This is a genomic window from Singulisphaera rosea (genome assembly GCF_054877945.1).
The window spans coordinates 194,998-218,409 of record NZ_JBTYIP020000002.1; the positions used below are offsets into that span (position 1 = coordinate 194,998).

18 protein-coding genes are annotated in these 23,412 nt (G+C 65.1%); 4 read left to right on the top strand and 14 right to left on the bottom strand.

Features of this window, described 5'->3' with window-relative positions; genetic code table 11:
- Window positions 1–22: 22 nt before the first annotated feature.
- The 3 genes from ACYOEI_RS03910 to ACYOEI_RS03920 all read right to left on the bottom strand — a co-directional run bounded on the left by ACYOEI_RS03910 (window position 23) and on the right by ACYOEI_RS03920 (window position 3,210).
- A complete protein-coding gene (locus ACYOEI_RS03910; protein WP_462847995.1) occupies window positions 23–301 on the bottom strand; it encodes an acylphosphatase in 279 nt (92 codons plus the stop codon).
- Window positions 302–516: 215 nt separating this feature from the next.
- The gene (locus ACYOEI_RS03915; protein ID WP_462847996.1) at window positions 517–1,869 is read right to left on the bottom strand and encodes a hypothetical protein; all 1,353 of its coding nucleotides are present in this window, start codon (window positions 1,867–1,869) and stop codon (window positions 517–519) included.
- 276 nt (window positions 1,870–2,145) lie between these two features.
- Window positions 2,146–3,210, bottom strand: coding sequence for a hypothetical protein (locus ACYOEI_RS03920; RefSeq protein WP_462847997.1), 1,065 nt, complete (start codon window positions 3,208–3,210; stop codon window positions 2,146–2,148).
- Between the two features lie 1,439 nt (window positions 3,211–4,649).
- On the opposite strand from ACYOEI_RS03920, the gene ACYOEI_RS03925 reads away from it, so the two are divergent.
- Entirely contained in the window at window positions 4,650–6,320 is a 1,671-nt protein-coding gene (locus tag ACYOEI_RS03925; protein WP_462847998.1) for a hypothetical protein, read from the top strand.
- 85 nt (window positions 6,321–6,405) lie between these two features.
- On the opposite strand, the gene ACYOEI_RS03930 is transcribed toward ACYOEI_RS03925, so the two are convergent.
- From ACYOEI_RS03930 to ACYOEI_RS03960, 7 genes are all read right to left on the bottom strand, one after another.
- Entirely contained in the window at window positions 6,406–8,088 is a 1,683-nt protein-coding gene (locus ACYOEI_RS03930) for an AMP-binding protein (protein ID WP_462847999.1), read from the bottom strand.
- Between the two features lie 94 nt (window positions 8,089–8,182).
- Window positions 8,183–8,980, bottom strand: a complete 798-nt coding sequence (locus ACYOEI_RS03935) for an enoyl-CoA hydratase/isomerase family protein (protein ID WP_462848000.1) — start codon at window positions 8,978–8,980, stop codon at window positions 8,183–8,185.
- Window positions 8,977–9,339, bottom strand: coding sequence for an AtuA-related protein (locus ACYOEI_RS03940; protein ID WP_462848001.1), 363 nt, complete (start codon window positions 9,337–9,339; stop codon window positions 8,977–8,979). The genes ACYOEI_RS03935 and ACYOEI_RS03940 overlap by 4 nt, the downstream gene beginning before the upstream one ends.
- Window positions 9,336–10,730, bottom strand: coding sequence for an acyclic terpene utilization AtuA family protein (locus ACYOEI_RS03945; protein ID WP_462848002.1), 1,395 nt, complete (start codon window positions 10,728–10,730; stop codon window positions 9,336–9,338). The genes ACYOEI_RS03940 and ACYOEI_RS03945 overlap by 4 nt, the downstream gene beginning before the upstream one ends.
- 40 nt (window positions 10,731–10,770) lie before the next feature.
- Window positions 10,771–12,414 carry an acyl-CoA carboxylase subunit beta gene (locus tag ACYOEI_RS03950; protein ID WP_462848003.1) on the bottom strand — a complete coding sequence of 548 codons (1,644 nt, stop codon included), beginning with the start codon at window positions 12,412–12,414 and terminating at the stop codon, window positions 10,771–10,773.
- A 43-nt stretch (window positions 12,415–12,457) separates the two neighbouring features.
- Window positions 12,458–13,645, bottom strand: coding sequence for an acetyl-CoA C-acetyltransferase (locus ACYOEI_RS03955; RefSeq protein ID WP_462848004.1), 1,188 nt, complete (start codon window positions 13,643–13,645; stop codon window positions 12,458–12,460).
- 135 nt (window positions 13,646–13,780) lie between these two features.
- Window positions 13,781–14,089 (bottom strand): hypothetical protein, encoded by a 309-nt coding sequence (locus ACYOEI_RS03960; RefSeq protein WP_462848005.1) that lies wholly within the window; start codon window positions 14,087–14,089, stop codon window positions 13,781–13,783.
- Between the two features lie 237 nt (window positions 14,090–14,326).
- On the opposite strand from ACYOEI_RS03960, the gene ACYOEI_RS03965 reads away from it, so the two are divergent.
- Both ACYOEI_RS03965 and ACYOEI_RS03970 read left to right on the top strand, forming a co-directional pair.
- Window positions 14,327–15,226, top strand: a complete 900-nt coding sequence (locus ACYOEI_RS03965) for an EF-hand domain-containing protein (protein WP_462848007.1) — start codon at window positions 14,327–14,329, stop codon at window positions 15,224–15,226.
- 150 nt (window positions 15,227–15,376) lie between these two features.
- Window positions 15,377–16,870: a serine hydrolase domain-containing protein gene (locus tag ACYOEI_RS03970; protein ID WP_462848009.1), complete on the top strand. Its 1,494-nt coding sequence runs from the start codon at window positions 15,377–15,379 to the stop codon at window positions 16,868–16,870.
- Window positions 16,871–16,964: 94 nt separating this feature from the next.
- Here ACYOEI_RS03970 and ACYOEI_RS03975 read toward each other — a convergent pair whose 3' ends face one another.
- Window positions 16,965–17,957, bottom strand: a complete 993-nt coding sequence (locus ACYOEI_RS03975) for an ROK family protein (RefSeq protein ID WP_462848010.1) — start codon at window positions 17,955–17,957, stop codon at window positions 16,965–16,967.
- A 197-nt stretch (window positions 17,958–18,154) separates the two neighbouring features.
- Complete coding sequence (locus ACYOEI_RS03980) at window positions 18,155–18,820, bottom strand: hypothetical protein (RefSeq protein WP_462848011.1); 666 nt, start codon at window positions 18,818–18,820, stop codon at window positions 18,155–18,157.
- Window positions 18,821–19,029: 209 nt separating this feature from the next.
- Here ACYOEI_RS03980 and ACYOEI_RS03985 point away from each other — a divergent pair, with 209 nt between their 5' ends.
- Window positions 19,030–20,040, top strand: a complete 1,011-nt coding sequence (locus ACYOEI_RS03985; protein ID WP_462848012.1) for a DUF1570 domain-containing protein — start codon at window positions 19,030–19,032, stop codon at window positions 20,038–20,040.
- Between the two features lie 75 nt (window positions 20,041–20,115).
- Here the strand turns inward: ACYOEI_RS03985 and ACYOEI_RS03990 are convergent, their stop codons facing one another.
- Window positions 20,116–22,065 (bottom strand): preprotein translocase subunit SecA, encoded by a 1,950-nt coding sequence (locus tag ACYOEI_RS03990; RefSeq protein ID WP_462848014.1) that lies wholly within the window; start codon window positions 22,063–22,065, stop codon window positions 20,116–20,118.
- Window positions 22,066–22,220: 155 nt separating this feature from the next.
- The gene (locus ACYOEI_RS03995; RefSeq protein WP_462848015.1) at window positions 22,221–23,369 is read right to left on the bottom strand and encodes a cell division protein FtsQ/DivIB; all 1,149 of its coding nucleotides are present in this window, start codon (window positions 23,367–23,369) and stop codon (window positions 22,221–22,223) included.
- Window positions 23,370–23,412: the final 43 nt, after the last annotated feature.

The following is a 23,412-nucleotide window of genomic DNA, read 5'->3' on the forward strand; positions in this document are numbered from 1 at the left end:
CGACTGGGAAGAGACCTTGCCTTCAATACCGAATCGAGAATCCGTCGAACGGAGGCTCTCCCACCGGCTCGACCTCGACGGCTTCGTCGCGGACCTTCGAGCCGAAGGACGTCCGAATCGCCTTGAGGAATGCGTCGAGTTCCACGGACTCCCCTTCGACGACCAGCTCAACGCGACCGTCGGGAAGATTCCTCACGAACCCGGCAACCTCGCGCCCGTCCGCTAGTTGATACGTCGTGGCGCGAAAGCCGACCCCTTGCACCCTCCCCGAATAATGGACCCGGCGACGTTCCTGATCCATTCACAATTCCTGGGAAGACCAAGGCCGCTCGATCGACTTAAGCCTAGGAGCATCAGACGAGGGCTTTCGATGTCTATCTTATCTGACGGAAATCGAGGAAGGCAAGTGCGCCGAGAGGCCGGATCTGGGCTCTGAGATGGGTTCAGACAACGAACGACGGCGGCGTGCCCCGAGATCGGGTCACGCCGCCGTGGGTTTCGATTCGAGAGCGTGGATCAAAGGCCGTTCAGCTCGACCCGATCGACCACACCGTTGGCTGCCTGGATCGCGGTCATGCCCGATCGCGCGGGTCCGATGCCGAGACCCTCGAAAGCGACCGGGGCCGCACCCGCGGAGTTGCCTGACTTGAGGACCACGTTGGCGAGGGTGAACGGCAGGTGGTTCTCGACCCGCAGCGTGGTGTTCGTTTCGCCTCGACGGGCCACCTTGACCTTCACGAAGGCCGAGGCGATCGCATGGTCAAGGGCCCTCGCGAGCGACTCGCCATCCAGTACGGAGACGGCCGAGGGCTCGGCGAAGGTCGTGCGTCCCATGGGTACCCAGCCTTCGACGGGCGTCGATCGGTTCACCACGACCTGGCCACGGGTCTCCCCTGCCTTGCTGGCGGTGAGGGTGACTCGCAGGACCATCGCGGGACTGGCCGCTTCGGGGAGCTCGGTCCCTTCGACGAACCGAACCGGCAGGCCGAGGATCCTCAGCCCGTCGAGGGATTCGCCGAGCCGCTTCGCTTCCGAAGCCAGCGACCCGTCGCCGCGAATCTGCACAAAGAGACGGGACTCGCGGAGGTAGGCCAGATCGACCATCTCGGAGTCGCCCGAGGCGTCGAGAGCCTCGACGAACCGGGAGGCGAGGGCCACTTCGTGGGCGTTGACCGTCTTGGAGGCCTTTTCGATCATCTCCCCATAGGCGAGGTCATTGCAGATGTGCCACATGGCCGCCTGGGCCACGCCGTGGCTCGTCCCGAGCGTTGCCAGGGTCCGGAGCGCCTTGCGGGCCCGGGGATCCTCGGTGTAGCTCTCGACCTCCATCAACTCGAACTTGTTGCGGAGGTTGGGGGTCGGCCACCCGTAGTTGAGGCAGACCGAGGGAACGGTCAGTTCGACCGTCTTTCCGGCGGGCACCGTGACGGTCCCGTCGAGGGTCGTGACCGGGGACGCGGGGACCGATTGGAAGGCCGGCTCGGTGCTCGAGGCGCGGAACTGACCGAAGCTGCCGGGATGATCGGTGGGGACGCCCAGGCCCATGCTCTGGAATCCCCCGCCGCCGGCGCCGCCGCGGCCCTGGCCTGTCGCGCTCGAGGCGACGAGGCCGGGGGGAATCACCACGTTCAGACGCTTCGTCGAGGTATTGTGAAGGGTGAACCGGACGCGGTCCGGGCCGTTCCCGCGGACTTCCACGGACAGATCGCCGGACTTGCGAGCGTCCAGAACCTTGACCGTCTCCGTGACGGCACCGGCCGACGGGGCCGGTTCGTCGGGCTCCGCCAGCGCAGCGGACGCCAGCATCGAGCCGGTCAACAAACCCGCGGCCGACCAGGCCCGGGCCAGGCAAAGGTGTCGCCAGAACATCGCGTTGGACCTTTCTGGACGGGGCGCAACCGGAGGTCCCGCCCTGCGGGCGCCCTCCCAGGCCCGATACTCTAATGAATTTCCGACACGGACCCGCCCGGTCGGTCTCGTCTGTCCTTTGAAGCACAGACGACCGAGTCTCTCGGGATATTCGAACGGGTCCCCCCCTTTTCTTCGGCAAGGAGACTCCCTGTCATCGCTCGATTTGGGAAAAGGTCCGGAAACTCTCCGGGCCCTCCTCCTTTACACTCCGGGTCGCCCATCCGCATGCGACGTTCAGCGAGGCGTCTCGAGGACACGATAGGGGATCTCCCCAAGCTCCTCGACGATCGGCCGATCGGACCCGATGGAACCCGGTGGATTCCGAACGATCGTCAGAATTGCTGGCCGCGTCAGTGTCGTACCATCGTCGCGAACGCACGAAGCCTCGACACGGACCACTCCCCCGGAGGGCTTGGCCTCAGGAGCGACCTGGAGAGTGATCCGGGCCGTCGCGGTCGCACGCGAATCCTCCGCCCCTCGCACGCCTCGAGGCCGGAGCGTCAGCGGGTTGGCACGGACGCCCGGCGGAAGTCCCTGGACCTGGATCCGAATCGGCCGTGGACGGCCTTCCGTCCTGACCGCAACGAATAGAGATGTCTCCGTGTTCGGTCGAAGGTTCAACGCCTCGACCGCCGGGCGCGATCCCGATTCCGACGAATTCGGTTGTGACGACGTTTCCTTGGTATCAGTTTCGGCGGGCTCGATGCGAAACGCGGCCGAGAGCTCGAAAGTTGGCGGACCGACCGAGAGTCGATACGAATACTCCGGTCCGCCCTTCCCGTATCGATCGCGGATCTCGACTTCAACGTTTCCCGAGGACCCTGGCACGAAATCGAGGCGACTGTCCACGGCTTGTTTCCGAGATCCTGGGAATGCAACTCCTCCCGCCGCGGCCGGGCTCGACTCGAAGTCGTCGTTCTCCCCCAAGACGGTTCGCGCCTCGTCCCGGACCGTGATGATCGAGTCGAGCCATGAGCCGAGGGACGACGCATCGACCTTGATTCGAACGGGTCGACCTCGCTCGACGGCGACGACGTATCGATCACGCTCGCCGGTGTGCTCGATCCTCCCATTTGCCGTCTTGTCGAAGGGCAGATGAATGGAATATCGATTATGATCGGTAGGACGCTCGTAGAGTTCCTCTCCTCCTGGACCAGCGACCATTCGTTGGGGGACGACGACCCACCGATTGGAGTCATTGATCCCAGGAAACTCGACAGGAATTCCCGCTTCCTCGGGCAGGTCGACGAACCGCGAGAGCGGGCGATCGAGACTTCCGCCACCGGCTTCGACGAGCATGGAACGGGCTCGTGGCCCACCCAGCGGAAAAATCCCCGTGGCAAAGCGGGCCGGATCCAGTCGTAGCCGATATCCTGCGTTTTCGGCCCCTCGATAGACTCGGTCGTGAACCTGGAGGAGGTATTCGCCATCGGCGGGGACCCGAAAGTCGAGACGGCAATCACCGTCGGCTGGTGACCCTCGAGCTTGAGTGAGCGACCGACCCTTTGCGTCGAACACGGTCAGGACCGGAGAGAGGGGGATTCCCAATCGCCTCGCCTCGACCTCGATCGTGATTCGTTGGCCTCGAACGGCCGGGAATCGGTAAACGTCGAGATCCCGAGCTCGCAATGTGCCGGCGACCGCCTGCCCGATCGACAATCGGCCCGCCTCCATCGCCCCGCCGTTGGGCTCCACTTCGATGACCTGTGGCAACGGGTCGAGTCGAACCCAAAGCCGATTGGATAATCCGTTCGTTCCTTCGGCCCTCAGCTCCCGAAATCCGGAAGGTTGCCCCTCCCGAGTTCGCAAGCGGAACTCGATTTTCGAGTCGGAGAGATGTCGCAGACCAAGAATTTCGACTTCGGCTCCCGCGATGAGGATACGGTCGACATTCGAGAGTCGACGGCCGGTCACGCTTAGTTCAACCGTCGATCCATCGGCCACGCCCGGCGGAAAAACCGCATCGAGGTGGGGTGATTCAAGTCGAGACTCAGGCAATGCTTCGGTCGACAAAATTGGCACGATCATCAGAGTGATCAGGATGGTCAAGGCCAACCTCCACCTGGAGGCACGCCGGCCCGCAGCCAACTCGAAGGGGCTCGGCAACGAGGCCGGCATCGGCATGATATAGTATCTCCAAACACCGGCTCGTTCCGAACTCGTTCTCACGAGCTTGTGGGCGAAGGCTTGACGTGCCCAAATAATTAGGCGGTTTCGCAACCGCGCCGTGTTCACCCGGGGGTTTCCCTGCATTCTCACGGCCAGATTCGACGCTAACGGATTTCCGCGACGCGAGTCGAGACTTCTCGACGCGTCTCGACCATCGAAGTTCTGGCCTGATTCCGGAGAAATCCTCGGAAATGTTCTTCTGCGCCAAGTTTTTTGAACTTGGATTTGGCCGCTCAGCGAATTCCCTAGGAACTTTCGTCAGGACGCGATTTTTCATCGAATGTCGAGAAGCTCGCGAGCGTCAATTGCTTTAATGATCGTTGAAGAGTCACCCAACAGACCATGTTGGTGTGCGTCGAAGTCCTCGCGAAGGTTCCCCCACCTTTGCCATCGTGCTTGCCTGTTCACCCGGCATTCAATCTCGGTTGTCCCGGGTCGTCAGACGTAACTCCGTTTTCGGGTCCAGGATCGCGAATCCCCCAATCCTCCCGATCACTATGATTTCACCTGGTCTGTGAAAGGAGGTTCTAATGTCTGTGAGTCTCCCTACCCTGACACGATCGTCTTGGATGCTTGCTCTCGCGGTCGGACTCATCGCGCAAACCGATGGTACCGCCGCTGGTCCTGTCAAGAACGCGGGTGTGTCGCCCAAGAAACTCGCTCAGACGAATGAGAAAGTCGTTAACGACGCGAAATCGGCGTCGACCGAAACCGCAAAGCCTGGAGAGGCCGACGTACCCACAATCAACGTGTTCGAGGGACTTCGCACGAAGCAACTCGCCGTCGAGGCCGAGGGCACGGGCGACGGCCGGATGACCCTCTCGCTCACCAACAAGACCAGCCGCCGTCTTCGAGTCGTTCTGCCTCCCGGCCTGATCGCCTCCGGCGCCACCGGACAGTTCGGTGGGATGGGTGGCATGGGCGGCATGGGTGGTGGTATGGGAGGCATGGGCGGCGGTATGGGCGGCGGCATGGGCGGCGGTATGGGTGGTGGCATGGGCGGCGGTATGGGCGGCGGCATGGGCGGTGGCATGGGCGGCGGTATGGGCGGCGGCATGATGGGCGGCGGAACGATGCCCGCGTCCATGGGCATGATGATGCTGGGTCAACTCATCATGCGCCTCGTCGGCGACCGCGACAGTTGGGATTTCACCTCGCTCATGGCCGGCATGGGCGGCATGGGTGGTGGTATGGGCGGCATGGGCGGTGGTATGGGCGGCATGGGCGGCGGTATGGGCGGCATGGGCGGCGGCGGTTTCCGCTCTGTCCCCCCCAGCAGCCTTCCCACCGCGCTCCTGAAGCCGAAGCAAACCCGCCACCTCCCGACTGTTATCGCCAGCCTCAATGGGCCCAACGAAGCCAACCAGGCCACGATGCCCGCGAAGGGGGAAAAGCTTCGGGTCGGCGACATCGACCGTACAAACGGCGATCCCCGGACAAAGGCGGCCATGAAAAAGCTGGCTGACGAGAAGGCCCCACAGGCTATCGCCCAACTCGTCTTGTGGAACGTTGCCTCCGGGTTGGATTGGGCCGAGATCGCCAAGGACTCGCGTGAGTGGGCCAACGGCGAAGAGCTTACACTCGCCCGACAGTTTGTCGAACGGCTCGACGCCGACAGCGAGTCGACGTCGAAGGACGCCGGTCTCATCTACTGGGACGTCACCACGGTCGGGAAGACTCAGGGCGACACTCTTGCCGGAGAGGTTCGTGACCTGCTCAGCAAGCACGGCATGCTCGGCCTGACCGGCAAGAAGGGAATCCCCGACAAGCCCGAGGGCCCGGCCCTCGCCATCCGTGCCGAGTTCGATGATCGCAAGGTCGAGATCCAGGTCAGGTCGAGCGACGCCGACGGCACGGCCTGGAAGAAGCTCGAATCCTTCACGGTCAAGCGGCCGGAAGCCGGCGACGCGAAGGCGGTCGCCGGGAACGCCACCGAGGTCGCCGACTCCATCGCCGCCGGGCTGCTGGCCCGAGTCGTGCGGGCCGAGCTCACGAAGGGTCCCAAGGTCAACGGCAAGCTCACCTACAAGATCCGAATCGAGAATGCCTCGCCGCTGGTCCTCAACGGCCTGGCGTTCGCCGGACCCGAAGGCTCGGCCAAGGCCGCGCCGACCGAGTTGCTAGGCCTCTGCGTGCCTCCCAAACGGTCATGGTCGATCCCGGCCACCTCGTCCATGGTCGATTCGATGCACCTGCGACAAGGGGTCAGGATCACCGCCGCTGATCTGAGCGGTCTGTAAGGCAACCTGATTCATCGCGAGGCGGAATCAACGCCCACGGGACTCGCGTCCGACCCAGGACCGAGTCTCGTGGGCGTCGTTGCTTTCATGCGGTGGGGATCGAGGCCGGAGTGGTCAGGCCATAGTGTTCGATCCCCTCCTCTCGGAGGACCTGCTTGCGGATTTTCCCGGTGACGGTCTTGGGGAGTTGGTCGACGATGCGAATGTATTGGGGGATTTTGAAATGGGCAATCTTCCCCTGACAATACTCGCGGATTTCGGCCTCGAGGATCGCTGTCCCCGGACGAGGGACGACCCAAACCGCGACGACTTCGCCGAACTTCGCGTCGGGGAGCCCGAGCACGGCGACTTCCGAGACGGCGGGATGGTGGTGGAGGAACTCCTCCACCTCGGGCGGATAAATGTTTTCACCCCCTCGGATAACGAGCTCTTTGCTCCGCCCGACGATCCGGTAGTTCCCATCCTCCCGGCGCCTGGCGAGGTCTCCGGTGTGCAGCCACCCGTCAGTGTCGATTGCCCGAGCCGTGGCTTCTGGGGCGCGATAATACCCGGCCATCACGGCGTGGCCCCGAACGCAGAGTTCGCCGACTTGTCCCGCATGAACCTCCTCACGACCCGTGACGCCGAAGAGCCGGACGTCGAGACCCGGGATCGGCCGACCCACGGTCCCGACGCGGACCTCCAGCGGGTCATCGACCGAGGTTTGCGTGATGATCGGCGAGGCCTCGGTCTGGCCGTAGCCGATCGTCATCTGGGTCGCCCCCATCGTCTCGACGACCGCCGTCATGAGCGGGAGCGGGCAAGGACTCCCCGCCATGATCCCCGTACGCAAGCTCGAGAGATCTCGGCTTGGGCGGTCGGGATGGTCGAGCTCGGCCGCGAACATCGTCGGGACCCCGTAGATCGACGTGCAGCGCTCGGCCTCGATCGCTGCGAGCGTCGCCCCGGCGTCGAAGCTCGCCGACGGCACCACCAGGGCCGAAGCGTAGACTGCGCACACCAGCGTACCGAGCACGCAGCCGAAGCAATGGTAGAACGGAACCGGGACGCAGACGCGATCAGCTGGAGCGTAACGGAGACGCTGGCCGACGTAAAACGCGTTCAACAAAACGTTCCGGTGCGTGAGCATGGCCCCTTTGGGGAGACCGGTCGTCCCCGAGGTGAACTGGATGTTGTAGATCGCGTCGGGATGCGCGACGTGCTCGCAGCCGGGAGTCGTGACGTGACGTTCCCCATCCTCGAGCTCGGCCCAGCCGATCCAGCCGACGCCCGGTCGATCGTCGAGGGTGATGAGCCGGCGGAGCCTGGGGAGTCGGTCCGACGTCCATCCGAAGGAGCTCGTGGACGCCACTTCAGGACAGAGGGCGTTGACCATCTCGACGAAGTTCGATCCCTTGAACGGGGAGCCGACGATCAAAGTCGCCACGTCGGCCGCGAATAATGCCTGTTCCAGCTCGTGCGAACGGTAGGCGGGGTTGATGTTGACCAGGACCGCGCCGATGCGGCCCACCGCGAACTGGGCGACCACCCACTCGGGAGCGTTCATCGACCAGATTCCGACGTGCTCGCCCGGCTTGACTCCCCGCGCTACCAGCGCCGAGGCGATCCGGTCGACGCGACGATCGAGCTCACCCCACGACCACCTCAGGCCCAGAGAAGGGAAGACGACGGCGTCATGCGATCCGAAATCTCGGGCCGTCCGGCGGAGCACGGATCCGACCGTTTCACTTACGACCCAGGGTTGCTGAGTCTGTTCCATCGTCGTCATAAAGTCCCCCGAGTCTCGGCTCCTCCAAGTCTCGACGTCAATTCCGAGTGATGGTCGCGTCGAACTCTCATCGACGGTCGTTATCGAAACCGACTCATGTCGATCCCTGGTCGGTTGCCCAACGGGGGGGACGCTTCTCAAGGAACGCCCGCATCCCCTCGTCGGCCTCTTCCGAGACGCGAATGGCGGCTGTGATGGCGGCGGCCCCTCGGAGGTTCGGGGGACGTCCTCCGGTCTCGGCGAGGAGCCGCTTTGTCGTTTCGACGGCGATCGGGGCCGACTGGACAAGCGACTTCCCCAGCGCAATCGCCTCGTCCAGGGCCGTCCCTCGGGTGACGACGCGATTGATCAGGCCGATCCGTTCGGCTTCCGGAGCCGGGAGGGGTTCGCCCGTCAGGAGCAGTGACCGTGCCCTTCGTTCGCCCACCTGGCGGACGAGGTCGTGCATGACGATCGCGGCCACCAAACCTCGTTTCACTTCCGGATATCCGATCCGCACGTGTTCATCGGCAATGACGAAGTCGCAGGCGGTCGCGAGGCCGGCCCCGCCGGCGAAAGCGTCGCCGTCGAGTGCGGCAATCGTCGCCTTGGGCATGTGATGGACCTGCCCGATCAGGTCGGCGATCGATTGGACGTCGGCGATGGCGCGACGTTCGGACTCGGGCGAGGCATCGAGTCGGACGGCCTCCTTCATGTCCATCCCCGCGCAAAAGACGGGGCCGTTCGCCGAAAGGACCAAAGCCCGAGCGGACTGATCCAGGGCGATCGCGCCGAGCGCGTCGCTCAGTTCGGCGATCAATTGTCGCGAGAGGGCATTCCGGCGTTCGGGACGATTCAAAGTCAAGACGACGACGGGGCCGTGTTCGGACCGAGAGACGAGTGGCGTGCTCATTTCCCCCCCTTGGATCGATCCGGCCAGGGAAGCCTGAGCTCGAGGAGTGCAACCCCCAGTGCCTTCCCTTGCGAGTCGAGCCTCAGCGATCGGCTCGCGCCCCCGCCGAGCGCGTCGTCGAGGACGAAATTCAACGCATGAAGGTTCGGCAATTCGTAACGACGGACTTCGCCCGGCTGGAGACCCGAGAAGTAATCGGCGACCGTCGGTGCGGTCAGATGTTCCACGAGCCACGCATAAGCCTCGGCGTCGTTGGCGACGACCCCGATGTTAGCCCGGTTCCCCTTGTCTCCGCTCCTCGCGTGGGCGAGGTCGCCGAGTCGAATGAAACCATGAGAGTGATTGATATTCGAGCTCATGAGGGTCCCTCGGAACGCAGCCACTCCGATGACGATCGGACGTCGGTCGTCGCTTCGACCAGCGAGCGTGGGACCGATGTCGGCCAGTAACCGAACGCAGGACGGGGTGAAGGCCGGCCGGTCGCATAACCGGCAATCCCGGAAGGGCCTGAGGTCACCAGGGGGGCGAACTCGCGGCAGAACCGTTCGACGGCCGCCCGGTCCGGGTCGCGGACAGTGACTCGCAAAACGACCTCGAAGGGGGGACTGGCCGGGTGGAAGACCCCCGGGACGACTCCCCCGGATCCCAGGCATTCGACGAGCGAGTCTTCGAGCTCATATCCGGCGCGTCGGACCCGCTCGAGCACGATCCAACCGGCGGCGTGGGCTTTGGCCTCGGCCCCTCGCCCGACGACTGCGAGTAGTCCACTGGCCGTCCAACCGTCGCGGTAGACCGCCGAGACCTTGAGGCGATCTCCGGGCGGCGAGCCGGACGCCCCTCGGACTCCGACCCGGTTCGAGCCGCGGTCTTCCAAGGTTAACGTGGTGAGGTCGACGTCGATGTCGGGAGTTCGATAGCAAGTGGGGTCGTCGATCTCGTAGACAAGCTGCTCCGCGACGGTGCCTCGGGACACGAGCCCCCCCGAGCCATCGGGCTTGGTGATGACGCTCGAGCCGACATCGTCGACCACGGCGATCGGATACCCGACTCGGGCAAGATCCTCGACCTCGTCCCAACGGTGCCAGAGCCCTCCGGTCGCCTGCGCTCCGCACTCGATGATGTGCCCGGCGACCGTCGCCCCCGCGAGGCAGGCCCAGTCGTTCCAGGCCCAACCGAAATGGGCCGCGGCCGGGCCGAGGGTCAGCGAGGCGTCGGCGACTCGGCCGGTCATGACGATCCTCGCCCCGCCTCTGAGCGCATTGGCGATGGGGCTCGCACCGAGATAGGCGTTGGCGCTGATGAGCCGAGGGACGATGTCGTCGATCGGCTCACCCGTCTCCATGTGGTCCAGCTCGATGCCGTCGAGGAGCCAACCCGGGATGGCTCCGAGGATCTCGTCCCCGGTGACGACACCGAGGAGCGTACTCCCCTGCCCTGCTTTCTCGAGGGACAGGGCGCAAATCTTGGCGCAGGCCACGGGATTGAGGCCGCCGGCATTCGTCACGAGCTTCAGCTCCCCCTGTTCCCGGAGGAGCGGGGTCAACCGGCGGAGAAGCTCGGGGAAGTCGGTCACGAAACCGGCGGCAGGATCCTTGGCCCTGAGGTGGGCCAGGATCGCCATCGTCAACTCGGCGAGATACTCGAGCGTCAGGATGTCCAGGCCGCCGTCGCGGGCCAGCCAGTAAGGGGCATCGAGGTTGTCACCCCAAAAGCCTGCCCCGTTGCCGATTCGAAGGGGTCGGCCAGCCATGTCGGACACTCCTCGAGTGGGGTCGCGAGACGCTTCGAGGCTACGACTGGTAGACTCCGAGCGGTGCGCTCGACGTGTCCCGCCTTCGCGTCGCGACGTCGAGGGCCTGAATCAAGACGTCGCGGGTCTCGGCCGGGTCGATGATCGCATCGACCCAGCCCCGGGCCGCGGCGTAACGGATGTCGGTCTCGCGATCATAGCGCGCGCGGAGTTCGTCGGCCATTTTGCCGAGTTGGGCGTCGTCGACGTGCTTCCCTTGCCGTTTCAACGTGGCGAGGTGGACGTCGAGCATGGTCCTGGCCGCCTGCTGGGCGCCCATCACGGCGTATCGGGCGCCTGGCCAGGCGAAGAGGAATCGCGGGTCGAACGCCTTGCCGCAGAGTGCATAATGACCGGCGCCGAAGGAGTGCCCGACGATCAGGGTCAGCTTCGGTACCACGCTGTTGCTCATCGCGCTGACGAGCTTCGCACCGCGCCGGATGATTCCCGAACGCTCGGCGTCCCGTCCGACGTCGAATCCATTTACGTCCTGGATGAACAACAAGGGGAGGCGCACCTGGTTGCAGTCGAGGACGAACCGAGCGGCCTTGTCGGCGCTGTCGGCGTAGATCACGCCGCCGAACTGGAACGGACCTCCCCCTTCGGGGCGGAACCTCAGGCGCTGGTTGGCCACGATCCCGACGGGGATTCCGCCGAGCCTGGCGAAGCCGCAGACGAGGGTCTTGCCATACTCGGCGCGGTATTCCTCGAAGGTTGAGGCGTCGACGAGCGCCGCGAGCAGGTCGCGGACGTCGTACTGGGCCGAAGGGTCGGTCCGGACGATTTGGAAGAGGTCGCCGGCCTGACGCTTGGGGCCTTCGACGGGCGACTCGTGGACCGCGGAGGGGGGATCGGCCGGGAGGAAGCCGACGAGCCTGCGGAGCCGGGCGAGGCAGGCGTCGTCGTCTGGTTCGTGATAGTCGATCGTCCCGCTGATCGCCGAATGGACCGAGGCGCCGCCGAGGTCCTCGTGGGAGATGTCCTGGCCGATCGCTGCTTTCACGAGGGACGGCCCGGCGAGGTAGAGCCCGGACCCTTCGGTCATCAAGGTCGTGTCGCAGAGCACGGGGAGATAGGCCCCCCCCGCCACGCAGTTCCCCATGATCGCGGCGATCTGGGGGATCCCTTGGGCCGACAGGACGGCGTTGTTGCGGAAGATCCGGCCGAAGTCGTCGTCGTCGGGGAAGACCTCATCCTGGAGCGGGAGGAACACGCCCGAGGAGTCGACGAGGTAGAGCAGCGGGAGCCGGTTCTGCCCGGCGATCGCCTGGGCCCGGAGGACCTTCTTGATCGTCATCGGGAAGAAGGCGCCCGCCTTCACGGTCGCGTCGTTCGCGACGATCATGGCCCGACGCCCGGCGACCAGGCCGATGGACGTCACCACGCCCGCGCCGGGGGCGCCGCCCCATTCCTCGTACATCTGGTAGGCGGCCCAGAGGCCGAGCTCGAGCGGGTTCGTGCCGGGGTCGACCAGGGCCGCGATCCGCTCTCGGGCCGTCTTGCGCCCCTTGGCGTGTTGCCGGGCGATCGCCTCCGCCCCGCCCCCTTCGCGGATGACCGACTCCTCGTCGCGAAGTCGCGCCGACAACGCCCGCAGGTCGGGTTCCGCGGGACGTCTTGCGTCTCGTGCTTCGGCAGTCGTCATCGCGGAGGGTCTCCACGAGCGCCCGAGCGGGAAAGAACGGGCCTCAGCAGCGCTCGACGATCATGGCCACGGCGTTCCCCCCGCCGAGACAGAGGGATGCCAACCCTCGGGTCAGCCCCCGGCGCTCGAGGGCGTGCAGCAGGCTCACCAGCACCCTCGCCCCGCTCGCCCCGATCGGATGGCCGAGGGCGATCGCCCCGCCATTGACATTAACCTTGGCAGGGTCGATCTCGAGGCCGCGGACGCAGCCCAGCAATTGGGAGGCGAACGCCTCATTGATCTCGTACAGATCGATGGCGTCGGGGGTGAGGCCCGCTTTGACGAGGACCGCTCGCATCGCGCCGATCGGGGCGAGGAAAATGTCGCGCGGGTCCAGCCCCGAGACGGCCGAGGCGACGATTCGGGCAATCGGCCTGGCCCCCAACTCGGCGGCTTTCGTCTCGGAGGCGACCACGACCATCGCCGCGCCGTCGCTCAGGGTCGACGAGTTGCCCGCCGTCACGACCCCTTCCGGCCGAAAGGCCGGGGGGAGCTTGGCCAGGGCCTCCGGACTGGTCTCGGCCCGGGGCCCTTCGTCGGCCTTGATCACGGTCGACGCCCCCTTCCGGCCTTCGAGGACGATCGGCACGATCTCGGCATCGAAGGCCCCGGAACCCTGGGCGGCCACGGCTCTCCGCTGACTCTCGAGGGCGAAGGCGTCGAGGTCGGCCCTCGAAAGGCCGCAGGTTGTAGCTGTGTGCTCGGCGGCTTCTCCCATCGGCCACCCTTCCACCGCGCAGGTCAGGCCGTCGTGGAGCATCGAGTCGACCAGGGCTCGGTCGCCGATCTTCCAGCCGCCGCGGGCCCCGCGCAACAGGTGTGGAGCATTGCTCATGCTCTCCATGCCGCCGGCCAGGATGAGCTCGGAGTCGCCCGCTCGGATCGCGGCGGAGGCGAGCATGACGGCCCGGAGGCCCGAGCCGCAGACCATGTTGATCGTGAGCGCACTCGAAGTCGACGGGAGCCCTGCCCCGAGCGCCACCTGCCGTGCCGGCGCCTGCCCCAATCCGCTCGAGAGGACGTTGCCGACGATGGCCTCGTCGATCCGGGCCGGGTCCACGGCCGCCCGGGCCAGGGCGCCCTTGGCCGCCACCACCCCGAGCTCGATCGCCGATCGGCCCGAGAGCCCGCCGAGATAACGGCCGATCGGCGTCCGGCAGGCCGAGAGAATCACCGCCTCCGGTCGCGCCATGAGGGAGCCCCCGAGATGCCTCGCGCTAGGTTCGATGTTAGAAGACGCTCGCACTCGACATCAGGGATTCTAGAGCCATCGCGGGGGGAGGTCAACGATCCAGCCCGGCCCCTCGAGCGAGCCTCGAATTCTCATTTATATGATACGTTTTTCGTGGATGAGCCCCTGTTCGACGAGGGCCTTGACGTGCTTGCATCCCGACGGGTCGAGGCCGTCGCGGCGGAAGATGAAATCCGGGCAGTCGCAGCGGGGGCCGAATCGCGTCTCGGCCACGTCGTAGAGTGTCCCGTCGGCCTTTTGCAGCCGGAACGCGCGATGGGCGGTCTCCGGGTCGCACTCCAGGGAACGAAGGCGATAGAGGTCCTCACGAATCGACAAGAACAGCGAGCTCGGACATCGCGACGTACGGGCTCGGGCTTCTGGCGCGAGGGTTTGAGAGGCCATTTTCTTGATCCTCCTGGTGTACAAATTGTACGCAATGGTGGCGTTCCAAATCAAGGAAGAGCGAGAAGGGATTGGGCGGCGAGAAAGCGTGAGGTCGTGAGTGGATCGGAGCTCGAATACTTCTCCGCGCCATCGGGGTTGGATCAGGAAAGAAAGCGGAGCGGAGCGCGAGGCCATCGGTCGGCCCTTGGGACGTTGTCGGGCTCCCTCCTTTATCAGCGATTGCGGAGGAGACTCATGTCGAGGACGCGGGGATTGGCCTGGGGCTTGATCGCCTCGGTCGCGCTGACTACGATCGCCGGGGCTCAGGAGCTCGATGGGGTCGACCCCTCGCTCTTCACCCAACTCGACGGCGACGGGGATGGGATTATCGAACCCGCCGAGATTCCGGAGTCGGGGCGTCCCGCCTTCGAGAAGCTCGTCGAGGAGGCCGACACCGGGAAGGATGGGCGGATCGACCGCAAGGAGTATCGCGCCATGATCCAGGGCCTTCGCGCGAAACTCGGCGAGACGCCCCGACCCGCGGGGAACGCGTTCGAGCAGCTCGATAAAAATGGAGATCAGAAGATCTCCAGGTCTGAATTCCTCGATGTATCAAGCCTTGTCGAGCGGCTCGACCTCGACGAGGACGGGTCCGTCTCCCGAGAGGAGGCGAGGAAGCGGCCCCTCTACGCGATCAATCCCAACCGGTTCGATAAGGCGGACAAGGACGGCAACGGGTCGCTCGACCGCGAGGACCTCGCGCGACTCGAGGTCTTCCTCGGCGCGATCTTCAAACGGCTCGATGCCAACGGCGACGGGTCCGTGGATCGAGGTGAGTTCACGACGTCCCAGACGCGGCCGGGAGCGGTGGCGGCCCGGTTCAAGACGCTCGACAAGGACGGCGATCAGAAGCTCTCTCGCGACGAGTTCAACGGCAACGCCGCCGCCTTCAAGCGGGCGGATGCCGATGGGGATGGCTCCCTGACCCTCGGTGAGTTCCAGGCCGTTCGGCCCGGCCTCAATGCGGCCCGACCGAAGGCCGCGGCGAAGGCGGCTCGTCAACAGGCGGCCAAGAAGAAAGAGCAAACCAAGACCAAGGAAACGGTAAAGGAAAAGCCGTCGGCTCCGACCCCGGACGGGGCGGATCCGACGTGAGCCGCGACCGCCCATCGCGGGTTGAGCCTCGGCGGGCTCGACTGGCCGGAGGGTCGCGGCGCTCGAGACGATGGCCCGATCGGAGGATCGACCCTCCGGTCGGCTTTTTCGGGGCTCGCGTTCGACAACTCTCCTGCCAGGATTAACTCCATGAAGAAGATGCTCGGTCTGGTCGTCTCGGTCGCGGTCTGCGGGACACTCGGCTACGCCGCGGAACCGACCTCCTCGGCGCTCCCGAGGAGCAGCCCCGAAGCCCAGGGTATCTCATCCGCCGCCCTGCTCTCGTTCATCGAGGAGGCCGACAATCGCATCGAGGCAATGAACAGTTTCATGCTCCTGCGTCACGGTCACGTCGTGGCGGAGGGCTGGTGGACACCCTACAACGCCGAGAGCCCTCACTCGCTCTACTCGCTGAGCAAGAGCTTCACGTCCACGGCCGTGGGCCTCGCGATCTCGGAAGGGAAGCTCAGCCTCGACGACGAGGTCCTGAAATTCTTCCCCGAGGATGCCCCCTCCTCGCCGAGCGATAAGCTCAAGTCGATGCGAGTCCATGACCTCTTGCGGATGTCCACCGGGCACCAGTCCGAGCCCTCATTGACCGGCGACCAGGCCTGGACCAAGACCTTCATCGCGCACCCCGTCCCCAACAAGCCCGGGACCCACTTCTTGTACAACACGCCGGCGACCTACATGCTCTCCGCCATCGTGCAGAAGGTGACGGGGTCGACGGTCCTCGACTACCTCCGCCCGAGACTCTTCGAACCGCTCGGGATCACCAATCCCACCTGGGGCACCAGCCCGCAGGGTGTCAGCCTCGGCGGATACGGCCTGAATATCCGCACGGAAGACATCGCCCGCTTCGGCCAGCTCTATCTCCAGAAGGGCAACTGGCACGGCAAGTCGTTGGTCCCCGCGGCCTGGATCGAGGCCGCGACGGCTCGCCAGACCTCGAACGGCAGCAACCCCAAGAGCGATTGGGACCAAGGTTACGGCTACCAGTTCTGGCGGTGCCGCCACGGAGCCTTCCGCGGCGATGGGGCGTTCGGCCAATACTGCGTCGTCTTGCCCGAGCAAGACGCGGTGATCGCGATCACCAGCGGGGTCAAGGACATGCAAGCCGTCCTCAACCTGGTCTGGGACAAACTCCTCCCGGCTCTCCAGCCCACGGCACTCCCCGCCGACGACGGCGCGAGGCAGGCCCTCGAGCGCAAGCTCGCGAGCCTCACCGTACGGCCCCAGGAGGGCTCGAGCACCACGGCGGATCCCGCCAAGGTTTCGGGGAAGACGTTCGCGTTCCCGACGAACGAACAGAAGCTCGAAACCTTGGGGGTTGTCCTCGGCGACAAGGACGACGGCGCGACGCTCGTCCTGAAGCGCGATGGCGTCGAGTACCGCGCGCCGATCGGGATGGGGGCCTGGCGCAAAGGACGACTCGCGTTCGCCGACCTCCCCGAACAGCCCGTCGGCATCAGCGGCGGATGGACCGAGCCCGACACCTTGACCCTGAAGATTTGCCTCTATGAAACACCCTTCATCATCACGATGAAGCTCAAGTTCGCCGACAAGGAGCTCCGGGTGGACGCCGAGCCGAATGTCAACTTCCGGAACGCCAAGAAGATTGAGTTCGTCGGCGCGTTGAAGTGAGGACGACCAGGGTCCGGGTCATGAGGACGAGCTGCCCCCGCGGACGCGATGAGGCGTCCGGGGGCATTTGCCTTGGGATCGTCACACGAGGTGATCAGGTCCGCGGCGGCCCGAACTTCTGGCGGGCGCATCCGGCGGCGCCGATGAATCCGGCGTCGCCGCCGAGCTTGGCGTAGTCGATCCGGGTCTCGCGTGCGAGCGTCGGGAAGGCCATCGCGCGGATGTCGGCCCGGATGTCCTCGAGGAAGGAGGGGCCGGCCGCGATCATGCCGCCGGCGAAGAGGACGAGGTCGGGGTCGACGGTGTGCATCAGGCAGACGGCACCGATCGCGAGGTAGCGTGCGGTTTCTCGCATCAGGTGTCGGGCCAGGGGATCTCCGCTCGCCCCAGCGTCGGCGATCGCCCGACTGGTCAAGTCCCCTCGGCTTTCGATCTCGTTGAGCACCGAGGTCGTGTCGCCGACGAGGGCTTCGCGGGCTCGTTTCACGACCGAGGTGGCGGAGGCGTAGGCTTCGAGGTGCCCGGTGGCGCCGCAGGAGCACGGCCTTCCGTTGTCGGCCTGGATCACCATGTGGCCGCACTCGGCCCCGTGGCTGTGCTGACCTTCGAGGATCCGGCCGTGGTCGACGATGCCGCAGCCGATCCCCGTGCCCAGGGTGAACAGCACGAGGCTTTCGGTGTCCCGCCCCGCGCCGACCCAGAATTCACCGTAGGCCGCGGCGTTGGCGTCGTTCTGGAGTGTGGTCGGCTTGCCGAGGAGATCCCCGAGTTGCTGGCGGATCGGCAGGTTTACCCAGCCGGGTAGATTCACGAGGTCGAGCAAGAGACCTTGCTTCAGGTCCATCGTGCCGGGAGAACCGAGCCCGACGGCGGCGATGTCGTCCCAGGTGAGGCCGCTCGCCTCCACGGCCTGTCGACCCGCCTCGGCGAGGTTCCTCAGCCCTTCCTCGGGACCTCGCATCGCCCGCGTTTCCATGCTGATGGAGGAAAGCGGCCGACCCTGATCGTCGACGACACCGCTCTTGATGTTCGTCCCCCCCAGGTCGATCCCCAAATAATAGGGGGGGAGACGATCGTCGGCGCTCATTGCGGTTCCTTGGCGAGTCTGGGGCGTTTCAGTGCACGCGTTTCGTGAGGAAATACCTTATCTCAGCCACGTCCCAACGGTCAATGCGGCGAGGCAACAGAGACCCGCCCATCTGTCCATGATTGAGTTTGCCGCTTCGGCAGGGCCTACCTAATCAACTTTTGAACATAATTTATGTCGACCAGGGAATGCGTGGATCAGGATCGCGATCCGAAGTAGAAGCCGACGACCGCGGCCAGCACGTTCTCGGGCCCGTATCGTCCACCCTGGAGATTGAATTGATGGGTAACGTCGTTGAGCTGCGCGGGGAGGATGTGCCCGACGCCGTCCCAGACCAGGAGGCAGAGGGCGATGGCCGCGAGGAGCGAAATGCCGGCCCGGGTGTCCTCGAGCCAACGCGGGAGGGGATGTCCTTCCTTCCGGAGCATGACGAAGATCTTCTGGAGCCCGACGCCGAAGAGGAATCCGAAGACGAGCAGCAGGGTGAGCACGCCCGGGTTCGATTGGGCTTTGGCGAAGCTCCCGCGTCGGAAGAGGTAGATCCCGACGACGAGCGACCCGGCGAACAGGAGGAACCGCACCGCGCCTCTCGGGAGAAACAAGGGCGGTGGCCCCGGCACTTCCCCCGCATCGGAACGGCTTCGGACGGCGAAGTAATGGCCGAGGATGATGAACAGCAGGTCCCGCAAGGACTCCGGGACTTCGCGCTCAGGTCGAAGGACGAGGTGTCCCCAAAGCGTACCGAAGATGAGGATCGCCATCGCGGCCCGGACGCTACCACCCGGCCATCCGAACGCATGGAGCCGTCGCCAGTCGGCGAGCGAGGGACTGCCAGAGGTCTCTTCCGGAATCGAGGGGGGCATTGCTGCATTCTCCAACGGCTGCCGCGAGGCTCTCGCCGAGCCTTCACTCCACCGTGGAACGTACTCGAAGGGCGTAAGCTCGACAACGCCCCGGAGGAGATCGTCCGCTGTGCGACGAGTCTCCGTCAATTATAATTCGAGTGAGGAGCGACGAGGCGATCGGCCCGCGATCGACCGAGACGAGCCGCCATTCCCGAACGAGGCGATCCATGAACGTACCGCCGAACGACCTCAAGTCGACCAAGCCTCTCTGGTCGCGCCGGGAGTGGATTCTGGCGTCGGGCGTTTATGGGTTCAGCCTGCGGACCGGTCGCGCGCGAGGGGAGGACGGCAAGGCCACCGCCCCGACCCCGTCGAAGACGTTGGACGCCATCCTCGAACGGGCCAAGGCGAGCAAGCTCACCGGCTTTCGGTCCCGCGAGACGGAAACCTACCTGGCGGTCGGTGACGCGAAGGAGACGTTTCTCGACGGGGCTCTCGAGATCGGCAAAGCGTTGACGACCGAGTTCCTGAGCCACTTTCAGGCGAAAGGGTTCGACGTCAAGACTCCCGTCGAGAAGTTGGTCATGGTCGTCCTCAAGGATAAGGCCTCCTATGAGGCCTACCTGGGGGAAGCCCCGGGAGCGGACGTTGGGGGGCACTACGACGTCGAGACCAACGAACTCGTCATCTTCGACTTCCGAGGGGGAGAGTTCAGCAACGTCGCGGCGTCGCCGGAACGGCTTAACTCATTTACGCTAGTTCATGAATCAATCCACCAGCTCTCGTACAACACCGGTTTGCTCGACCGGAAGTCGGACGTCCCGGTCGCCCTCAGCGAGGGCCTGGCGATGTACGGCGAGCTCTGGCCGCCTCCGAACACGGGCAAGCGTCGAGGAGCTCCGAGGCGACCAGCAAAGCTTGGTGGGATCAACACGAACTGGCGGAAGGTTCTCCGCGACGACAGGGCCCAAGGGGTCGAATGGATCCCGATCGATCGACTCCTCACCGACGACAAGCTCTTCTGGCAGGACGAGACCAAGCAAACGGCCTACGCCGAGGCCTGGCTGCTGGTCCATTTCCTGTTGAGCATCCCGAAGCTCGCCAAGTGCCGCGCCTATTTCGAGGCACTCGCCGGCCGAAACGATCCGAAGGAACGTCTGGCGATCGCGAAGTCGCATCTCGGCGACCTCGCCCGCTTCGATCGGGACGTGAGGCACCACGAGACCACGCTTCGCTGAGACGACTCTCCTGGTGATTCGACGCCGGTCGGGTCGGATGAGGCCTTCGGTCGAGACGAAGGCCTCCGAACGGGCTCAGCCGAGGACGGGGTTGAGGCCCATGTTTTTGCGCATCTCGGCCCGTTGCTTCTCGTAGTTCATCAGGAGCTTTCGGTCGCGGAAGTGCTGCCGTTCCTTCTTCGCCTGGGCCCCAAGCATCAGCCGACGCATGCTGGAACTGGTCAACTCGCCACGGTCTCGGTATCGCTTGCGGATCCGGACCGCAGGCTTCTCGCCGTAGGCCTCGACGATCTCGTCTTCGAGCGAGACGAAGAACTGGCAGTATCCGGGGTCACCTTGACGGGCGCAACGGCCGGCAAGCTGGCGATCGATTCGTCGCGATTCGTGACGCTCGGTCCCGATGACGTGCAGGCCGCCTTGCTTGATGACCTCTTCGATGAGCTTGATGTCGGTCCCCCGGCCGGCCATGTTCGTGGCCACCGTGACGCGGCCGGGCAGGCCGGCCTGGGCGACGATCTGGGCCTCGATCTCGTGATTCTTGGCGTTGAGGATCTGGTGCTCGATGTTCGCGGCGTTCAGGAGGGCGCTCAGCTTCTCGGACTTCTCGATCGAGCGGGTACCGATAAGCACGGGGACTTGGAGTTTGTGCCACTCGACGATCTGGTCCGCGACGGCTTGGAACTTCTCGTTCTCGGTGGAGAAGACTCGGTCGGGGATCCAGACGCGTCGGCCTCGACGGTTCGTCGGGACCTTGAAGACGTTCACCTTGTAGATCCGGCGCAGTTCGCTGGCGTCCGACGACGCCGTCCCGGTCATGCCGGCGAGCTTCTTGTAGCGGAGGAAGAAGTCCTGCACGGTCACTCGGGCGGCGGTGATCGTCTCGAGGGTGACCTCGAGTTTCTCTTTCGCCTGGATCGCCTGATGCAACCCGTCCTGCCACTGTCGTCCCGGCATCAAGCGCCCGGTGAACTCGTCCACGATGACAATCTCGCCGTTGAGGACGACGTAGTCGCGGTCCTTCAGGTAAGCGATCTGGGCACGCAAGGCCCGTTCGACGTATTCATAGAGCCCGTCGACGGTCAATGTGACGAATGACGAATGCCCGGCGACGGCCTGGACCTTCCGGCGTCCCGCCGCGTTGAGCTCGGCCTTGCGCTCGGCGGGGTCGTACTTGAAGTCCTTGGTGCGGACCAGGGTCGCGGCCAGTTCGTCGGCGCCGAAGTAGGCGGCGGCCTCTTCCTGGGTCGGCTGATTGTTCGCACCGATGATGAGAGGCGTTCGGGCCTCGTCGATCAGGATGCTGTCGGCCTCGTCCACCACGGCGAAGTGGTGGGTCCGCTGAACCGGGGATTCGGACTCCGCCTGATTGCCCCGGCCGAGGAACGCTTGCTCGAACGACTTGCGATGCGTGTCGCCGAGTTGGAGACGCTTCAGCTCGTCGCGGAGGAAGTCGAACCCGAATTCCTTGCTCGTCCCGTACGTGATGTCCTTGGCATACGCGATCCGGCGATCCTGGTCGGATTGGCCGGTCTGGATGCAGCCGACCGTCATCCCGAGGAGTGCGAAGACCGGCGTCATCCACTCGGCGTCGCGATGGGCGAGGTAGTCGTTCACCGTGATAACGTGGACGCCCTTGCCCTGGAGCGCGTTCAGATACGTGGGGAGCGTGGCCACGAGGGTTTTTCCCTCGCCCGTCTCCATTTCGGCGATGCAGCGATTGTGGATGGCGGCCCCGCCGATGAGCTGGACGTCGTAGTGGCGCTGCTTGATGGTCCGCTTCGCGGACTCGCGGACGAGGGCGAACGCCTCGACGAGCAGACCATTGAGCGAGTCGCCCTGCCTCGCCTTGAGCCTGAGGGCCAGGCTGCGTGCGGCGAGCTCGGCGTTGGTTTCCTTCTCGAGGGTGGGCTCGAGGGCGTTGACTTCCGCGGCCAGGAGCGCATATCGGCTCAAACGACCGGTGTGCGTCGGGCCCGCGAGACTCTGAACTTGGTTCAACCACTTCAGGCCGAGTCGACTCGCCATGCCCCGTTCTCCTCCCGGCTGATCCTCAGGATGGACGACCGCCTCCGGGCAAGTCCGACCCGGCGTCGAGCGGGTGGACGGTCGCGGAAACGCGCACGCACCGTCCCCCTACCACAACGGGACAGTCACTCGCTCCATTCTCCCGACCGCCCGAATCAATTCCCTGGCCTCTTTCCCTGCACGTACACGATGTCGGTCGGCGTGAACGCGAGGTAGAAGAAGGCTCGCATGTCGGATGCGTCGTGACGTGCCAACCAGTCTCGGACCTTCGACCACTTCTCGGTGGCGGTCAACGTCCCGGGCCTCTCCTGGCCGGGGGCGTCGCCCCAAAAGACCCACAGGCCTTCTTTGCTCTGGATGCAAAGCCGTAAATCGTCTCTCGTGGGCTGGGGACGACCGGTTGTCGACGTCGACCCTACGCCCGAGACCCGGGCGAACACCGAGACGAACCTGCGCTTGTTCGAAAGTTTTCCTCGGTCCTCTTCCTGGGCGGCCTTCACGAAACCGGCGAGCTTCGCGGCTTCGGCGACGATGTCGTCCTTCACGTCGACGCCCGTCTCGGGGTCGCGCCGCTTCCATGCCATCCCCTCTTTCGGGTTCGAGGGAGGCGCCGCGATCCTGGAAATCCGGAGCAACGGACCTGCCTTCGAGGGGTCGAAATCCTCAGTGGGGAGGATGAAAGCGTTCTCGTCGAGGATCAGCCGGTCCGACTCACCGAGGTCGCCGTAGTCGAGCGGGATTCGCCGTTTCGACTCTCTCAGGTCGACGAAGGCGACCGGAAGGTGGAGACTCAGAGAGATCCGCAGTCGGTTGGGGGAGGACCGGTGGATGCCGCCGAATTTCTTGACCCAGCAGTAAGTTTCGAGCCGTTTGGAAACCATCTTGAGATCGAGGTCGAGTGCGGAGGTCGAGGTGGGCGCGTCCGATTCGGCCCCCGACTTCGCCTTCGAGTCGGCGGGAAGGTCGGAGACCGGGATCCCGACCCGCTTCAAGAAGGCGGCCTTGCCGCCGCGATACCAGGGAGGGAGCGGCGGATCGAAGGTGATGGATTCGAGCGTGAGCTGGTATTGGGGCTGGGCGTGGAGCCACGACGAGAGCGAACTCAGCAAGCGCGAGCTGGCGAACAGGCAGAGTATCAAAGCCCCGACGCTCGCCAGGACCGCGAGCCCGATGCGCGAGAGTGCAAGCCGGCGGACGGCAGGAGTTCGGACGAAGCGAGCGAACCGATTCGGATCGCCCGGAGTGCTCGGATCGCGCATCGTCCCCTCGGATCGGCCGGTCCTTGGCGACTCCCGAGGCTCCATGTAGAGAAACTCCTGGCGATCGGTCCCGAGGGCATCGGTTCGT

Coding starts and splice junctions, on each gene's coding strand:
- ACYOEI_RS03910 (WP_462847995.1), bottom strand. CDS start 301: ATGGATCAGGAACGTCGCCGGGTCCATTATTCGGGGAGGGTGCAAGGG.
- ACYOEI_RS03915 (WP_462847996.1), bottom strand. CDS start 1,869: ATGTTCTGGCGACACCTTTGCCTGGCCCGGGCCTGGTCGGCCGCGGGT.
- ACYOEI_RS03920 (WP_462847997.1), bottom strand. CDS start 3,210: ATGCTCGTCGAAGCCGGTGGCGGAAGTCTCGATCGCCCGCTCTCGCGG.
- ACYOEI_RS03925 (WP_462847998.1), top strand. CDS start 4,650: ATGCTTGCTCTCGCGGTCGGACTCATCGCGCAAACCGATGGTACCGCC.
- ACYOEI_RS03930 (WP_462847999.1), bottom strand. CDS start 8,088: ATGACGACGATGGAACAGACTCAGCAACCCTGGGTCGTAAGTGAAACG.
- ACYOEI_RS03935 (WP_462848000.1), bottom strand. CDS start 8,980: ATGAGCACGCCACTCGTCTCTCGGTCCGAACACGGCCCCGTCGTCGTC.
- ACYOEI_RS03940 (WP_462848001.1), bottom strand. CDS start 9,339: ATGAGCTCGAATATCAATCACTCTCATGGTTTCATTCGACTCGGCGAC.
- ACYOEI_RS03945 (WP_462848002.1), bottom strand. CDS start 10,730: ATGGCTGGCCGACCCCTTCGAATCGGCAACGGGGCAGGCTTTTGGGGT.
- ACYOEI_RS03950 (WP_462848003.1), bottom strand. CDS start 12,414: ATGACGACTGCCGAAGCACGAGACGCAAGACGTCCCGCGGAACCCGAC.
- ACYOEI_RS03955 (WP_462848004.1), bottom strand. CDS start 13,645: ATGGCGCGACCGGAGGCGGTGATTCTCTCGGCCTGCCGGACGCCGATC.
- ACYOEI_RS03960 (WP_462848005.1), bottom strand. CDS start 14,089: ATGGCCTCTCAAACCCTCGCGCCAGAAGCCCGAGCCCGTACGTCGCGA.
- ACYOEI_RS03965 (WP_462848007.1), top strand. CDS start 14,327: ATGTCGAGGACGCGGGGATTGGCCTGGGGCTTGATCGCCTCGGTCGCG.
- ACYOEI_RS03970 (WP_462848009.1), top strand. CDS start 15,377: ATGAAGAAGATGCTCGGTCTGGTCGTCTCGGTCGCGGTCTGCGGGACA.
- ACYOEI_RS03975 (WP_462848010.1), bottom strand. CDS start 17,957: ATGAGCGCCGACGATCGTCTCCCCCCCTATTATTTGGGGATCGACCTG.
- ACYOEI_RS03980 (WP_462848011.1), bottom strand. CDS start 18,820: ATGCCCCCCTCGATTCCGGAAGAGACCTCTGGCAGTCCCTCGCTCGCC.
- ACYOEI_RS03985 (WP_462848012.1), top strand. CDS start 19,030: ATGAACGTACCGCCGAACGACCTCAAGTCGACCAAGCCTCTCTGGTCG.
- ACYOEI_RS03990 (WP_462848014.1), bottom strand. CDS start 22,065: ATGGCGAGTCGACTCGGCCTGAAGTGGTTGAACCAAGTTCAGAGTCTC.
- ACYOEI_RS03995 (WP_462848015.1), bottom strand. CDS start 23,369: ATGGAGCCTCGGGAGTCGCCAAGGACCGGCCGATCCGAGGGGACGATG.